Here is a 15,933-nt window from a genome sequence, read left to right on the forward strand (position 1 = left end):
GCACCCCGCCACGCCGCCTTTCGTCTCTCTACGTGGATACTGCTCTGAAACAGCGACTGATTGGCGCCATCGTCCTGGTGGCGCTCGCCGTGATCTTCCTGCCGATGCTGGTCAAGGGCCCTGCGCCATCGAGCGGCGTGGCCGACGTGCCGCTGGAGGCACCTGCCGCACCGGCCAATGGCGAGTTCGAGACCCGCGAATTGCCGCTGGTCACCCCGGGCGATGCGCCGGCCGGTGGCGCGCTGGGCATGCGCGGTGCCGCCACCGCGCCGGCCGCGGTACAGGACAACCCCGATGCAGCCGATCTGGCCAACCCGGCCAGTACGCCATCGGCACCCGAGGTGGCGGCCGGCAACTACGCGGTCAACTTCGGTGCCTACGCCACCAGCGCCGATGCCGACGCGGTACTGGCGCGGCTCAAGCAGGCGCAGCTGCCCGGCTTCAGCGAAAAAACCCAGATCAACGGCCGCCCGGCCTGGCGCGTGCGCGTGGGGCCGTATGTCGATCAGGCCCAGGCCGAAGCGGCGCGCCTGCAGGCGGTGAAGGTGCGCAGCGATGTCAACGCCCAGGTGGTGACGCTGGCTGCCAACGCCGCCGCGCCGGCGCCGGCAGCCAGCACGCCGGCGCCCGCAACGGCCGCCAAGCCGACCAGCAGCGTGGCCGCCGCCGGCACGACCGCCCCGACCAAGACCGAAAGCCTGCCTCCGGAGCCGGCCAAGCCGGTGGCCACCGCGCCCAAGCCGGCCGAAGCGCCCAAGCCTGCCCCGGCCAAGCCGGAGGTGGCGAAAACGGAGCCGGCCAAGCCCGAGCCCGCCAAGCCGGTCGTCTCGGCGCCCGCCGCGCCGGCAGCCAGCTCGGTCGGCTTTGCGGTGCAGCTGGGCGCCTTCGGCCGGGCCGAAGACGCCGACGCCTTGCGCGACCGCGTGCGCGCCGCCGGCTTCAGCGCCTTCGTCGAACAGGTGCGCACCGACAAGGGCGCGCTCAACCGCGTGCGCGTCGGCCCGGTCGCCAATCGCGGCGATGCCGAACAGCTGCGCGCGCAGGTGGCGGCCAAGGTCGGCATTTCCGGCATGGTGCGTCCGCATCCGTAAGCCACTGCGCCGCCGTCGGGCGGGCGCGGTCAGTGCCGAGGATCGGCAGTCGGGTGGTTCGCTGCGTGGTGCGGCTCGCCCGCAGCACGCCGGGTCACCGTTTCGCGTGGTATCGCCGGCGGCGAGCGGATTCCTGATCGCCTCACACCCATGGAGGGGAGCGCAATGAACACCGAGCCAGGTTGGACCAGCGGCGTGCGCGCCGCGCGGAGAAGTGGGCAATGATCGACATGGTGCTGGGCGTCATCATCCTGGTGTCGGCCCTGTTGGGCTTGCTGCGCGGGTTTGTCGCCATCGTGGTCGGCACGCTGTCGTGGTTGCTGGCCGGCTGGGCGACGTTCCAGTTCGGCGGCCCGGCCGCGCGCTGGATTGCCGATGGCAAGCATCCGTCGGCCACCGAGTCGTTCGGCGGCTACGCGATGGTGTTCGTCGGCGTGCTGATCACCGTGGCGGTGATCGGCATGGTGATCCGCGCCGGCGTGGATGCGGTGCGCCTGGGCGGGATGGACCGCATGCTCGGCTTCGGCCTAGGCCTGGTGCGCGGCGGCTTTCTGGCCAGCGTGCTGGTGCTGCTGATGAGCTTCACGCCGCTGCCGCGCGAGCCGGCCTGGCGCCAGTCGATGCTGATGCCGATGCTGTCGCCGGGCGCGAGCTGGATGCGGGCGCAACTGCCGGCCTGGCGGATGCCGTCGATGGACATGCCAACGATGGAACTCGGCAACCTGCCAACGGAGTTGGGGAAGTTGCCCTCGGCAGGCGATAATGCGGACCTGGGCAAGGCGCTGTCCGGGTCCGGTCTGAGCGACACCATCACGCGTGCGCTTGGACAACCCGGCAAAGCTGCCAGCGACGGACGCAATCCGGCGCAGGCGATGCCGGCCAATATCGATCCGGCGCAGGTTCGCGGCGGAGAAAGCGACCCGGCTCGGGTCGAGCCCCAAGGCCAGGCACGGCCCCCTTCACAGTAACGGCGCAAGCCGTAGCGGAGAACGCGCACCATGTGTGGCATCGTCGGTATTGTCGGCAACCAGAACGTCGCCGGGCAGCTGTATGACGGCCTGACCGTCCTGCAGCATCGTGGGCAGGACGCCGCAGGCATCGCCACCGCAGACGGCACGCGCCTGCGCGTGCAAAAGGCCAACGGGCTGGTGCGCGATGTCTTCGACGAAAAGAAGATGGCGGTGCTGGAAGGCCGTGTCGGCATCGCGCATTGCCGCTATCCGACCGCAGGCTCGGAAGGCATGGACGAGGCGCAGCCGTTCTACGTCAACTCGCCCTACGGCATCGCGCTGGCGCACAACGGCAACCTGATCAACACCGAGGCCTTGCGCCAGCAGGTGTTCGAGGCCGACCGCCGCAACATCAACACCGATTCGGACAGCGAAGTGCTGCTGAACGTGTTCGCCTACGAGCTGGACGCGCAGCGCATGCTCACCCCCGAGGCGGCGATCCGCGCGGTGGCCGGCGTGCACCGCCGCTGCAAGGGCGGCTATGCGGTGGTCAGCGTGGTGCTGGGCCTGGGACTGGTGGCCTTCCGCGACCCGCACGGCATCCGTCCGCTGGTGCTGGGCAAGCGCGAGCACGCCGAAGGCACCGAATACATCGTCTCCTCCGAATCGGCTGCCTTGGACATCCTCGGCTACCAGCGCGTGCGCGACCTGCGCCCCGGCGAGGCGATGGTGATCACCGCGCGCGGCGAGCTGTTTTCGGAAGTCTGCGCGGCGCCGACCGTCAACGCGCCGTGCATCTTCGAGTATGTGTACTTCGCGCGCCCGGATTCGATGATCGACAACATCTCGGTGCACAAGGCGCGCATGCGCATGGGTCTGAAACTGGGCGAGAAGATCCTGCGGCTGCGCCCGGATCACGATATCGACACCATCATCCCGATCCCGGACACCTCGCGCGATGTGGCGCTGGAGATGTCCAACGTGCTCGGGGTGAAGTACCGCGAGGGCTTCGTCAAGAATCGCTACGTGGGCCGGACCTTCATCATGCCGGGGCAGGGCGAGCGGCAGAAATCGGTGCGGCGCAAGCTCAATCCGATCCACCTGGAATTCCGCAACCGTGTGGTGCTGCTGGTCGACGATTCGATCGTGCGCGGCACCACCAGCCGGCAGATCGTGCAGATGGCGCGCGATGCCGGTGCACGCAAGGTGTATCTGGCCTCGGCCGCGCCGCCTGTGCGTTACCCCAATATCTACGGCATCGACATGCCGGCAGCCGAAGAGCTGATCGCGCATGGCCGCAGCGAGCTGGAAATCCAGGAATTCCTCGGCTGCGACTGGCTGATCTACCAGGATCTGGAAGACCTGGAAGTGGCGGTGCGCGAAGGCAACCCGGACATCCAGCAGTTCGATTCCTCGTGCTTCAACGGCGAGTACATCACCGGCATCGAGCCGGGCTATTTCGAACGCATCCAGCAGCTGCGCTCGGACGATGCCAAGAAGCGTCGCCGCGCGTAAGGGTCTGCGCTAGCGCTGCAGGCCGGCGTTCCCCAGGGATGGCATGGCGTCCCTGTGCCATGCGGACCGGCTGCGTGGTGATCGCGTCAGCTGGCTGCAGTCGGGTGCGAAACGACGTGCGCTGCGGTGGTGCGGCAGTGTCGCCAGCCGCTGTGGATGTGCGCAGACCGAACCTGCGATGGCGGCGTCGGGATGGCGATCGCCGCTGCAGCGTGAAGCGCCAACTGCCGGTGTTGTCGGCCCTGCGGTTTATCGCAAAAACGGAGTGATGGACACGATGGATCTTCTGCAAGCCGCACATGCCTGCCTGCAGGCGGCCGATCCGCTGGAGAAGGTCGCATTGACGCAGCGGCATGCGGCCGCGTTCCGCGCCGGCAGCTTGCCGCTGCCATCGCCGCAGGCGGCGCCACCGCAGCCGATCCGCATGCCGGGCCGGCCTGCCAGGCCGGTGCTGGTGCATCCGCGGCAGGTGCCGCGGCGTGGGCTGGGCAGCCTGGAAGGGCGCGCCGCCTTTATCCACGCCATCGCGCATATCGAGCTCAACGCCATCGATCTGGCCTGGGATGCGGTGTATCGCTTCCGTGGGCTGCCGGAGGCGTTCTATGCCGACTGGGTTGGCGTGGCCGATGACGAATCGCGCCACTTCATGCTGCTGCGCGCGCGGTTGCACGCACACGACCACGACTACGGCGACTTCGCCGCGCACAACGGCCTGTGGGAAATGTGCGAGAAAACCGCGCACGACGGCCTGGCGCGCATGGCGCTGGTGCCGCGCGTGCTGGAAGCGCGCGGGCTGGATGTGACGCCGGCGATGATCGTCAAACTGCGTTCGCTCGGCGATACCGCCACTGCCGAGGTGCTGGACACCATCCTGCGCGAGGAAGTGGCGCACGTGGCGGCCGGCTCGCGCTGGTACCGCTGGTATTGCGCGCAGGCCGGCATCGAGCCGCGCGCGCGCTTCAAGGCGCTGCTGCACGAGTACGCCGGCGGTTACCTGCACGGGCCGTTCAATCTGCAGGCGCGGCTGCTTGCCGGCTTCGACGAGGACGAACTGGCCGACCTGGTGGAGCAGGCCGGCTGAGCAGCCGGTGGTGGGAGGCGTGGGCCGTAGTTGCACGCTTGCTCGAGCGCCGTAGGCGGGCAGATCGAATCGGCCAGTACCGTTGCCGCGCTGCCTGAAACGTGCCCGCCGTGTCGTGCATGCAGCACCGGGCGCACTGCGTGCGGAACGCGCGCAACGCGCCGCATCAGTGCGTGCCGCCACCGGTCGCCCCCGGCAGTCACGCGGACTCGATGTCGCCGGATGCCGCAGGCGACGTGCGTCGCAATGCGCCTTCGACTGCCGGACTGTGCGCTGGGTCCTTCCATGCAGCCGCCGGAATCGCATCCATTCAACGGTAGACATCACAAAAACGTAATTTTCTTTTGTAACAACTTGCAATCCGGACGGCACGGCGCGCCTTAATGGCGTCCCGGGGGCAGGGGCCCGGTGTTTCACATCCGTTACTTCCATGTCTAAGGAGAGAGAGACGATGAAGTCGAAGTCGATGTGCACCACGGTGGGTCTGATCGCCATGTGCCTGGCCGGTTCGGCCGCCGCTGCCGGCAAGCCGCTGTATCAATCGGGCCCGGCGTTGAGCCGCAGCGCGGCCGCCACCGCCACTGCCGAACCCTCGTTGCAGCGCCTGCTCAGCGCACCGTCCACGGCCAACGCGCAGGTGGTCCAGCTCGACGCCGGTGCGGTCACCGCCTCGGAAAAGCTGCTGGAGCTGCAGTTGGACGGCCAGACCATCACCGCCACCCAGGCCAAGGTCGATGCCCTGGAAGGCGGCGATAGCGTGTGGTACGGCAACCTCGGCCCGCGCGCCGGGACCCGCGCACGCACGCTGTCTGGGGTGGATCCGCTGAACTCGGCCATCCTGGTGCGCAGCGGCGATACCGTCACCGGCACCATCCGCTACGCCGGCAAGCTGTATCGGCTGCGCCCGCTCGCCGATGGCCGCCACGTTCTGGTGCAGGTGGAGGAAAGCCGCTTGCCGCAGGAGCACCCGGCCGAATACAGCCTGTTGCCGAAGATCGACATGCCCAGCGACGGGCGCGTCACCGCGGCCGCCGCATCGTCGGGCAGCCCGGCGACCATCCGCGTGCTGGTGGTGGCGACCAATCAGGCGGTGACCGCCTACGGCGGCAACATGCAGTCGCTGGTGCAACTGGCAGTGGCCGAGGCCAACCAGGGCTACATCAACAGCAATGTCGGCATCACCCTGCAACTGGCGCGCTACGAGACCACCAGCTATAGCGAAACCGGCAATTTCACCACCGACCTGCAGCGCTTCCGCGTGACCAACGATGGTTACATGGACAGCATCCACACCAGCCGCAACACCTACACCGCCGATGTGGGCGTGATCGTGTTGAACAACAGCAGCTACTGCGGCCTGGCATCGGGGATCGGCTCTACCGCCGCGACCGCGTTCGCCTCGGTGTACTGGGATTGCGCCACCGGTTATTACAGCTTCGCGCATGAAATCGGCCATCTGCAGAGCGCCCGTCATGACGCCACCAACGACCCGAGCACCTCGCCGTACGCCTACGGGCATGGTTATCGCTATGGCAACAGCTGGCGCACCATCATGGCCTACGACTGCAGCAGCGGCTGCCCGCGCCTGAACTACTGGTCCAACCCCAACATCAGCTACAACGGCGTGCCGATGGGCAATGCCAGCACCGCCGACAATCAGCGCGTGCTGGTCAATACCAAGGCCACCATCGCCGGCTTCCGCTGAGGACCACGCGTCTACCGCTGTCGGCCCGGCACCGCAGGTGCCGGGCCTTTGCCGCTACACGCAGGCGCAGTGATCGCGCAGACTAGAGGCACTGCCGGTTGTCGCCGGCGTGTCCTGCGGAGCGGAGCACCCATGTCCAAGTCCCTGCGTTACGCGGCGCTGTGCCTGGCCGCGCTGGCAGTTGCCGGCTGCAAACAGCAACCTGCCGACCCAGCCCCTGCGCCACCCACACCGGCCGTGTCCGCGCAGGCCGCGCCGACCGGCAACGATGCCCGCGCCCGTGCGCTGGATGTGCTGGAGACCCGGCTGCAGGCTGACCATTTCTATCCGGACAACTGCATCAGCATCGTCGAGGAAGACGACGTTGAGTCCGCAGCGGATGCGTTCGACTTCGCAGTGCGCGAGCGGCACGGCAACGAGTGCCCCGGCGACCCGCAGACCAACCCGGTGCGCGATCGTTTCCGCGTGCAGGCCGATGGCACGGTGCTCTGGTACGACGTGGTCAACGCCGACTTTGTCGACTACGCCGAGCATGCGCGCAGCATGCAGTGATGCTTCTGGATACTGCATGACCGTGCGGTTACGTATCAGCAGGCTGTCGCGAGCAGGCGTGCCGACAGCGCGTCAAGCTGCATTCCAGCACGGATGAGCAGCACGCCGAGGGTGCGCATGCCTGATCTCGAAGCAAGACGCTCGCCTGCAGACGGCGCGGCCTGTGCCCATCGCGGTCTGTCGCTTGCAAACGGGTTCCGGACGAGCGGCCTGTCGAGCTGGCCGCTCGCTAGCTGCTGACAGCCACGTTAAAGACTCAGCTGCTCCAGCGACACGCCGTCGGCATCCACATGCAGTACCGAGCCTTGTTCGTACCAGTCGCCCAGCACGATGCGGGTGCAGGTCTGGCCGCCGGCCTGCAGGGTATGGATCGCAGGGCGATGGGTGTGGCCATGGATCAGACGGTCCAGGCCATACCGCACGAAGGTGGTTTCCACCTCGGCCGGGGTGACATCGGTGACGGTCTCGAAGCGCGACTGGTCGCCTTGCTTGAGTTCTGCATGACGCGCCTGGCTGGCAGCGCGTGCCTGCTGCGCGAAGGCGACCCGCGCGGCCAGCGGCTGCGCCAGGAACTGCGCCTGGAAGACCGGATCGCGCGTCTGTGCACGGAACGCCTGGTAGGCGGTGTCGTCGGTACACAGCAGGTCGCCATGCATCAGCAGGGTCGGGTGTCCGTACAAGTCGACCACCGTGGGATCGGGCAGGATACGGAAGCCGGCGCGTTGCGCGTATGCCTCGCCCACCAGGAAGTCGCGATTGCCCGGCATGAAGAACACCGGCACGCCGCTATCGGCCACCGCATGCAGCGCCACGGCCACCGCATCGGCAGCGGTCGATGGCGTGTCATCGCCGATCCAGGCTTCGAACAGATCGCCGAGGATGTAGAGCGCGTCGCTGCCCGGCAGCTGCGTGCGCAGGAAGTCCAGAAACAGCTCGGTGATCGCCGGCCGGGCCGGATCCAGGTGCAGGTCGGAAATGAACAGGGTCGTCATTGCGCCATTGTACGGCGGCAGCGCGGGACGGGAATCGGGAATGGAGAATCGGGGGTGGGGAATCGAGAATGGGGAATCGGGAATCGCTGGAGCGTTGCATCGCGGCGCGAGTGCCGGGTGAACGGCCGGCTGGGCGACGAGGGGCCTCGGCTTGGTCAGGCAAGCGCGGTGATGGCAGATCTCACGCTTTAGCCGAGCAACACCGGCAATCCCCACAGCGACAGGCTGGCCAGCACTACGCCGATCGCGGTGGCAGCGAGGACATCGCTGGGATAGTGCAGGCCCAGCACCACGCGCGACAGCGCCACGCCGGCCGAGAACGGCACCAGCAGGGGCGCCAGCCACGGGTAGTAGGCCAGTGCCACGATGCTGAAGGACACCGCATGCAAGGTATGGCCAGACGGAAAACTGAACTCGTCCAGCGGCGCCACCCAGGCGCGGATGCGCACGTCGGCCGCATACGGGCGTGGCCGACGCGTCCAGCGCTTGAGCGATTTGTACAAGGTCAACGCGAGCACGCCGGTGGCGGCCATGTGCGCAGATGCACGCACGCCGTCCATGCCGTCGAGCAGCACCAGCAAGCCCATCAGGCTGTACCAGAACACCCCATCGCCGAGCCGGCTGATGGTGGCGAACGCGCGCCGCACCGGGTGGCGCCGGCACCAGTGGTTGGCGCGCCGGCACCAGCGCGCTTCGTGACCGCGCAGAAGTTCAAGCCGCGTTGCCGACATAACGCCCCCGTGCCGCAGTGATGCCCATCAGCAAGGCCTCGAAGTCGGAGACCACGTTGTCCGGATGCAGTTTCTTCATCGCCTGTGCGGCCGCCGCACCCTGGCGCTGGCGCATCGCATCGTCCTCGGTGAGTGCGACGGCGGCCTGGATGAACGCCTCGTCGTTCTCCACAGCCGCACCGCTGTGGCCGTTGCGCAGATACTCGCGCGCGGCGCCGTAGTCGAAGGCGACCGTGGCCACACCGCTGGCCATTGCCTCCAGGGTCACGTTGCCGAAGGTCTCGCTGCGGCTGGGGAACAGGAACAGATCGCCGCTGGCGAAGTGGCGTGCCAACGCCGCGCCGCGCTGGACGCCGCAGAAGAGGAAGTCCGGATTTTCATGCGCGATCTTTTCGCGTGCCGGGCCATCGCCGACCCAGACGAAGCGCGCCTTCGGGCGGATCTGCTGCAACTTGCGGAAGGCGCGGATCGCCAACGGCAGGTTCTTTTCATTGGCGATGCGTCCGACGTAGATCGCGGCGAAGCCTTCGCCTTCGATGCCCCATTCGGCACGCAGGGCCGGATCGCGTCGGGCCGGATCGAACTGCTGGCTGTCCACCGCGCGCGCCAGCAGTTGCACCCGCTCGAAGCCGCCGTCGCGCAGGAACTGCTGCAGCTCGCGCGTGGGCACCAGCGTGGCCTCGGCCTGATTATGGAAGCGGCGCATCCAGCGCAACGCGGTGCCCTGCAGCCAGGCGGCACCGTAGTCGGGCAGGTACTCGTCGAAACGCGTGTGGAAGCCGGTGGCGACCGGGATGCCCAGTCGGCGTGCCGCACGCATCGCCGACCAGCCCAAGGGGCCTTCCGTGGCCACATAGACCGCATCCGGTTGCGTGATCTGCCAATGACGCACGAGGCGTTGTGTTGCCGGTAGCCCGAATTTCAGTCCCGGATAGCGCGGCAGCGATGCGCCGCGCACCAGCAGGGCCGTGGCCGCATCCGTATCGCCGCTCTGCCGTGGACGCACCACGTCCACCTGGTGTCCGCGTGCGCGCAGGCCGGTCTCCAGCCCGTGCACGGTCAGCGCAACACCGTTGACTTCAGGGGGATAGGTTTCGGTAACGATCGCGTAGCGCATGCCCGTTCTCCGGTTTTCGCTAGCTTCCGGGAGGGCGATGGCATGGATGTTGCGCCCACAAGTCGCGGCGGTGACAAGCGCGACGGGATTGGGGATTCGAGATTGGAAATTCGCAAAAGCGGCCTTTGCGCATCTCGGTAAGCACGCAATACATCACGTGCCGAGGTCAACACATCCCCAATCCCGAATCCCCAATCCCGCCTGAGGCCGCAGGCCTCAGGTCACAAACGGTTTGAACGCAATCCCCAGCCCGGCCATGCTTTCGACTTCGCCGATCAGGTCGGCGCGCAGCAGCGGGCGCGAGTCGATCCAGCTTTGCGACAGGATCAATGACAGGCGGGTGTCATCGGCGGTGAGTTCCAGGGTCGGAATCGGGTCGGATTCGTGCGCGCGATGCAGCAGCACCGCCAGCCGCAGCAGTGCGGCCTTGCGTCGGGTTGGCAGCAGCAACCGATCCGGCAGCGCATCGAACGCGGTCTTGGGCACATTGCGCCGATGCGTGCGCACCAGCGATGCCAGTACCTGCTGCTCCTGCCGCGAGAAACCGGCGATATCCGAGTGCTCCAGGATGTAGCTGCCGTGCACGTGATACTGGCTGTGCGCGATGATCAGCCCCAGCTCGTGCAGGCGGGCGGCGCGGCGCAACACCTGCGCGTCGTCGCCATCCAGCTGCCAGGATTCGCAGACCTGGTCGAACAGGCGGCACGCCGTGGCCTCCACGCGCTGCGCCTGCACTTCGTCGATGCCGTAACGCTGCACCAGCGAGGCCACCGAGCTGTCGCGCGGGTCGTTTTCGCCGCCGCGGCCGAGCATGTCGTAGAGGATGCCTTCGCGCATCGCCGCCTTGCTGACCATCAGCTTTTCCAGCCCCAGGGCCTGGAACGCCGCTTCCAGCACCAGAATGCCGCCGGCGATGATCGGCCGGCGTTCGGCAGCCAGGCCGGGCAACTGGATGTCCTCGATGCGCTTGGCCTTGAGCAGTTCGTCGCGCAGCGCCGGCAGCGCCTCGGCAGTGATCGCGCCCTTGGTGAGCTTCATCGCCGCACAGATCTCGCCGATGGCCTTGTGCGTGCCCGACGAGCCGATCGCCTCGTGCCAGCCCAGTGCCTTGTACTGATTGGCGAACTGCTGGAACTCGGCGCCGATCTCGGTCAGCGCATCCTTCCATTTCTTCTTCGACAGCTTGCCGCCGGGAAAGAAGCGCCGCGTGCTGGCGATGCAGCCGGCCTGCAGGGACTCGCGTTCCAGGGTCTGGAACCCGCGGCCGATGATGAACTCGGTCGAGCCGCCGCCGATATCGATCACCAGCCGGCGTTGATCGGGCTTGGGCGGTTGCGCATGCGCAACGCCGAGATAGATCAGGCGCGCTTCCTCGCGTCCGCTGACCACTTCGATCGCATGCCCGAGCGCGGTTTCGGCCGGCATCAGAAACGCCTGCGGCGAGCGCAGCTGGCGCACCGTGTTGGTGGCCAGCGCGCGCACGCGCAACGATGGCACTTCGCGGATGCGCTGGCCGAAACGCGCCAGACATTCGAGCGCGCGCTGGCGCGCTTCGTTGGAGATGCCACCTTTGCCATCCAGGCCGTCGGCCATGCGCACGGTTTCGCGCAGGCGATCGACCACACGCAGCTGACCCATCAGGTAGCGCGCAATGACCATGTGGAAGCTGTTGGACCCTAAGTCGATGGCGGCAAGGAAATCGCCATCGCGCAGGGGCGGGATCGTGGGGGAGGGCATTGGCATGGGCGCATGGTAGCCGATGGGCCGTTGGCCCCGTGAGGGGCCGCGCCCGCGCCCCCTCAGATCCGCTCGAGCAAGGTCATCTGCGCCGAATGTGCCGGCTCGCCAGGGCCGGGGACGCGCTTGTGATAGACGCCTTCGGCATCCAGTTCCCAGGCATTGACGTTGTCGTCCAGGTAGTTCTGCAGCACTTCGCGGTAGACGCGCTTGGCCAGATCCGGATCCAGGATCGGGAAGCAGGTCTCCACGCGGCGCAGCAGGTTGCGTTCCAGCCAGTCGGCGCTGGCGCAGTACAGCTCTGCCGCGCCATCGTTGCCGAACCAGTACACGCGGCTATGTTCCAGGAAGCGCCCCACGATCGAGCGCACGCGGATATTGTCGGAGACGCCGGGCACGCCCGGGCGCAGCGTGCACGCGCCGCGCACGATCAGGTCGATCTGCACACCGGCCTGCGAGGCGGTATACAGCGCGCGCACCACCTGCGGCTCGTTGAGGGCATTCATCTTGGCGATGATGCGGCCCGGGCGGCCGTTACGGGCCAGCCGCGTTTCGCGCTCGATCCGCTTCAACACGCCGGCATGCAGGGTAAAGGGCGACTGCAGCAACTGCTCCAGTTTCATGCGCGGCGCGAGCCCGGACAATTGCTGGAACAGCATGTGCACATCGTTGCCGATTTCCACATCCGCCGTGATCAGGCTGATGTCGGTGTACAGGCGCGCGGTGCCGCTGTGGTAGTTGCCGGTGCCCAGGTGCACATAGCGTTTGAGCTTGCGTCCCTCGCGGCGCACGATCAGCAGCATCTTGGCGTGCGTCTTGAAGCCGACCACGCCGTACACCACCTGCACGCCGGCTTCCTGCAGCTTGTCGGCCAGGCCCAGGTTGGCCTCTTCGTCGAAGCGCGCGCGCAGCTCCACCACCACGGTGACGTCCTTGCCGTTGCGCGCGGCCAGGATCAGCGCATCGACGATCAACGAATCCTTGCCGGTGCGGTACAGCGTCTGCTTGATCGCCAGCACGTTCGGGTCGACCGCGGCCTGACGGATCACGTCCAGTACCGCGGTGAACGCATCGAAGGGGTGGTGCAACAGCACATCGCCCTTGCTGACGATCTGGAAGATGCCGTCGGTGTCGCGCAAGGTGCGCGGATTGAACAACGGATATTTCAGTTCGGGGCGCTGCACCAGGTCGTAGACCTGGATGACGCGGCTCAGATTGACCGGCCCGACAATGCGATACACCGCGTTCTCGTTCAGGCCGAAGTTCTGCAGCAGGGTGCGCATGATCGGTGCCGGGCAGTCGTGCGCGATCTCCAGGCGCACCGCCGGGCGGTAGCCGCGCGTAACCAGTTCGTCGCGCAAGGCCAGCGCCAGGTTCTCGACTTCTTCCTCGTCCACCACCAGTTCGGAGTTGCGGGTGACGCGGAACTGATACGAGCCCTTGACCTGCATGCCCGGGAACAGCTCGTCGACGAACTCGGACAGCACCGAGGACAGGAACACGAAGCTCTGCGCGCCCTCCGGCGACAGGCTCGCCGGCAGCTGGATGATGCGCGGCAACGACCGCGGCGCACGCACGATGGCCAGATGACCGGCGCGCCCGAATGCGTCCTGGCCCTCCAGCACCACCACGATGTTCAAAGTCTTGTTGAGGATCTTGGGAAACGGATGCGCCGGGTCCAAACCCAGCGGCGACAGCACCGGCATGATCTCGTTGCGGAAGTAGGCCCGTAGCCAGCGTTTCTGACGCGAATTCCAGGTCGAGCGCCCAAGTACCGCCACGCCGGCCGTCTCCATCGCCGGGCGCAGCACCTCGTTCCACACGTGGTACTGCTGCTCGACCAATTTGGCCGCGCGATCGTGCACCGCGTTGAGGATGGCCGTCGGGCTTAACCCGTCCGGTGCCGGCGGCAGGCCGAATTCCTGCGCATGCCGCACGGTGGCCGCGCGGATTTCGAAGAACTCATCCAGATTGGTGCAGGAAATGCACAGGAAGCGCAGCCGTTCCAGCAACGGCACCTGGTCGTCCATCGCCTGTGCCAGCACCCGGAAGTTGAAGTCCAGCTGCGACAGTTCCCGGTTGATGTACAGCGACGGATCGCGCAGCGGATCGGTGGCGACGTCTTCGGAAGGGGTGATGTCGTGCAAGTGTTTGGCGTGGCCCATGGAATCGGTCATCAAGACGGAGATGGTGTGCGGCGTGACAGCGCGCCGGTCGCAGCGCAGGCAATGCAGCGCGTCCGGCGCGCGGGCATCGCACCGCGTTGCGGCGCGCACCCCCTACATATCACGCTGAACGTGACAGTGGCAGGGACTGATCGCGCTGTACGACGCGCGCAGCGACAAAATGACATGAGAATTCGCTGCCGCGTCCGACTTCGCTTTCGATTTCCAGGCGCGCCTGGTGCAGTCCCAGGATGTGCTTGACGATCGACAGCCCCAGCCCGGTGCCGCCGCTCTCGCGCGAGCGGCTGCTGGACACGCGATAGAAGCGCTCGGTGATGCGTGGCAGGTGCGAGGCGGGAATGCCGTAGCCGGTGTCGCGTACCGCCAGGGCTGCGCCATCGCCCTCGCGCACGAAGCGGATCGTCACCGTGCCACCGCCGGGCGTGTAGCGCACCGCATTGGTGACCAGGTTGGAGAAGGCGCTATGCAGTTCCTTGTTGGAGCCGAGCAGGTCCACGCCGGCCTCGTCCAGCACATGCACCGTGTGGCGACCCTGGCTGTGGGCTTCGGCCTCGCGACGCAGGGTCGACAGCATCGGCGCCATCGCCACGTGCTCCTCGCCGAGTTCTTCCTGCGATTCCAGCCGCGACAGCGTCAGCAGGTCCTCGACCAGCTGCGCCATGCGCTGCGACTGCTTGCGCATCTCGGCCAGCATCGGGCCGGCATCGGGAAAGTCTTCCGGGTCGAGCATGTCCAGGTAGCCATGCACCACCGTCAATGGCGTACGCAGTTCGTGCGAGACGTTGGCCACGAAGTCGCGGCGCACCTGCTCCAGCCGCAGCAGCTTGCTGACATCGCGCGCCACCAGCAGCCAGTAATCGTCGGAGTAGGGAATCAGGCGCAGGTTCAGGCGCAGGTCCGGATCCACCGGCGAGGCGGCGTCGAGCATGGGTTCGGCATTGCGGCCGGCCGCCAGCCAGTGCGCCAGCGGCAACGGCTGCAGCCGCTCCACCACCGACACGCCCATGTCGCCCGGATGATGCAGGCCGAGCAGTCCGCCCGCGGCCCGGTTGAACCACTGCACGCGCTGGCTGTTGCGATCCACCACCACCACCGCATCCGGCAGCGCCTGTGCGGCGGCGCGATAAGTTCGCAACATTTCGATCAGGCGACGCTTGCGCCCGCGCATCTCGGCCTGGCTGCGATACAGCAGGCGGTCCAGTTCGTTCCAGGCCCCGATCCCGGCGGCGGGTTCGGCGCGCTGCCGGGCGGTCAGGCGACGCAGCACCTGGCGCAGCCGCCAGTAATGCCAGGCCAGCACGCCCAGGGCGGTCAGCGTCAGCGCCATCCACACATGCTCGATCAGCACGCCGACCAGCACGGCAGCGCCCAGCAACAGCGCGAGGGTGCCGAGCGTCTTGAGCCAGGCGGAACGGATATGTCGAGGCATGGAAGGCGTTACCACCGGGCGTCAGATGGGCGTGCGAGCCGGCCGGCCTGCGTGGCCGGCCGGCTGTGCGGCAACCACTAGGTTGCCGAAGAGAAACGGTAGCCCGAGCCACGCACGGTCTGCACCATGTTTTCCAGGCCGAACGGTTCCAGCGTCTTGCGCAGGCGGCGGATATGCACGTCGATGGTGCGCTCTTCCACGTACACGCTGCCGCCCCAGACATGATCCAGCAGCTGGGTGCGCGTGTACACGCGCTCGGGATGTGTCATGAAAAAGTGCAGCAGGCGGTATTCGGTCGGGCCGATCGGCACCGGCGCGTCGCCGGCAAACACCCGGTGCGCGGCGCCGTCGATGCGCAGGCGGCCCACCGACACGCTGCCGTCTTCGTCGTCCTCGCGGGTGCGCCGCATCACCGCACGGATGCGCGCCAGCAACTCGCGCGCCGAGAACGGCTTGACCACGTAATCGTCGACCCCGGCTTCCAGGCCACCGACGCGGTCGTTCTCTTCGCCGCGCGCGGTCAGCATGATGATCGGAATCTCGCGGGTCAGCTGTTCCTTGCGCCAGCGCCGCGCCAGATCCAGCCCGCTGGTGCCCGGCAGCATCCAGTCCAGCAGGATCAGGTCCGGCACACGGTCGGCAATGGCGGTCTGCGCCTCGCGGGCATCGCCGGCATGGATGGGTTCGAACTCGCCTTTGCGCAGCGCGAACGCCACCATGTCGCGAATCGCGGGTTCGTCATCGACGATCAGAATGCGTTTTTGCACGCGGGGCTTACCGTCTGGCTTTGGTGATCGCCAGTAGACTACGGTTTTGTGACTCTAATGTGACATGCGCGGTGACCAGG

Annotated in this window: 13 protein-coding genes; 6 read left to right on the forward strand and 7 right to left on the reverse strand. The window is 67.2% G+C overall.

Going from position 1 to position 15,933, the window contains the following annotated elements:
• Positions 1–32 precede the first annotated feature (32 nt).
• From H7A86_RS05020 to H7A86_RS05045, 6 genes are all read left to right on the forward strand, one after another.
• On the forward strand, positions 33–1,091 hold the full coding sequence (locus H7A86_RS05020) for an SPOR domain-containing protein (protein ID WP_119130825.1): 1,059 nt from the start codon (positions 33–35) through the stop codon (positions 1,089–1,091).
• A gap of 221 nt (positions 1,092–1,312) precedes the next feature.
• On the forward strand, positions 1,313–2,059 hold the full coding sequence (locus H7A86_RS05025; protein ID WP_119130940.1) for a CvpA family protein: 747 nt from the start codon (positions 1,313–1,315) through the stop codon (positions 2,057–2,059).
• 30 nt (positions 2,060–2,089) lie between these two features.
• Positions 2,090–3,556, forward strand: coding sequence for an amidophosphoribosyltransferase (gene purF / locus H7A86_RS05030; RefSeq protein WP_104582292.1), 1,467 nt, complete (start codon positions 2,090–2,092; stop codon positions 3,554–3,556).
• Between the two features lie 277 nt (positions 3,557–3,833).
• Positions 3,834–4,637, forward strand: a complete 804-nt coding sequence (locus tag H7A86_RS05035) for a ferritin-like domain-containing protein (RefSeq protein WP_104582477.1) — start codon at positions 3,834–3,836, stop codon at positions 4,635–4,637.
• 451 nt (positions 4,638–5,088) lie between these two features.
• Positions 5,089–6,342: a zinc-dependent metalloprotease gene (locus H7A86_RS05040; RefSeq protein WP_104582293.1), complete on the forward strand. Its 1,254-nt coding sequence runs from the start codon at positions 5,089–5,091 to the stop codon at positions 6,340–6,342.
• Positions 6,343–6,474: 132 nt separating this feature from the next.
• Positions 6,475–6,894, forward strand: coding sequence for a hypothetical protein (locus H7A86_RS05045; RefSeq protein WP_119130826.1), 420 nt, complete (start codon positions 6,475–6,477; stop codon positions 6,892–6,894).
• Between the two features lie 248 nt (positions 6,895–7,142).
• Here the strand turns inward: H7A86_RS05045 and lpxH are convergent, their stop codons facing one another.
• From lpxH to phoB, 7 genes are all read right to left on the reverse strand, one after another.
• Positions 7,143–7,886: a UDP-2,3-diacylglucosamine diphosphatase gene (gene lpxH / locus H7A86_RS05050; protein ID WP_119130827.1), complete on the reverse strand. Its 744-nt coding sequence runs from the start codon at positions 7,884–7,886 to the stop codon at positions 7,143–7,145.
• Positions 7,887–8,074: 188 nt separating this feature from the next.
• Positions 8,075–8,617 carry a phosphatase PAP2 family protein gene (locus H7A86_RS05055; RefSeq protein ID WP_016902233.1) on the reverse strand — a complete coding sequence of 181 codons (543 nt, stop codon included), beginning with the start codon at positions 8,615–8,617 and terminating at the stop codon, positions 8,075–8,077.
• Entirely contained in the window at positions 8,598–9,734 is a 1,137-nt protein-coding gene (locus H7A86_RS05060; protein ID WP_119130828.1) for a glycosyltransferase family 4 protein, read from the reverse strand. The genes H7A86_RS05055 and H7A86_RS05060 overlap by 20 nt, the downstream gene beginning before the upstream one ends.
• A gap of 216 nt (positions 9,735–9,950) precedes the next feature.
• Positions 9,951–11,471 carry an exopolyphosphatase gene (ppx, locus tag H7A86_RS05065; protein ID WP_026064255.1) on the reverse strand — a complete coding sequence of 507 codons (1,521 nt, stop codon included), beginning with the start codon at positions 11,469–11,471 and terminating at the stop codon, positions 9,951–9,953.
• 62 nt (positions 11,472–11,533) lie between these two features.
• Complete coding sequence (gene ppk1, locus H7A86_RS05070) at positions 11,534–13,636, reverse strand: polyphosphate kinase 1 (RefSeq protein ID WP_104582478.1); 2,103 nt, start codon at positions 13,634–13,636, stop codon at positions 11,534–11,536.
• A 121-nt stretch (positions 13,637–13,757) separates the two neighbouring features.
• On the reverse strand, positions 13,758–15,086 hold the full coding sequence (gene phoR, locus H7A86_RS05075) for a phosphate regulon sensor histidine kinase PhoR (RefSeq protein WP_164739231.1): 1,329 nt from the start codon (positions 15,084–15,086) through the stop codon (positions 13,758–13,760).
• Positions 15,087–15,163: 77 nt separating this feature from the next.
• Positions 15,164–15,853: a phosphate regulon transcriptional regulator PhoB gene (gene phoB, locus H7A86_RS05080; protein ID WP_104582300.1), complete on the reverse strand. Its 690-nt coding sequence runs from the start codon at positions 15,851–15,853 to the stop codon at positions 15,164–15,166.
• Between the last annotated feature and the right edge of the window lie 80 nt (positions 15,854–15,933).

Source organism: Xanthomonas euroxanthea (assembly GCF_903989455.1).
GTDB classification, from domain to species: domain Bacteria; phylum Pseudomonadota; class Gammaproteobacteria; order Xanthomonadales; family Xanthomonadaceae; genus Xanthomonas; species Xanthomonas euroxanthea.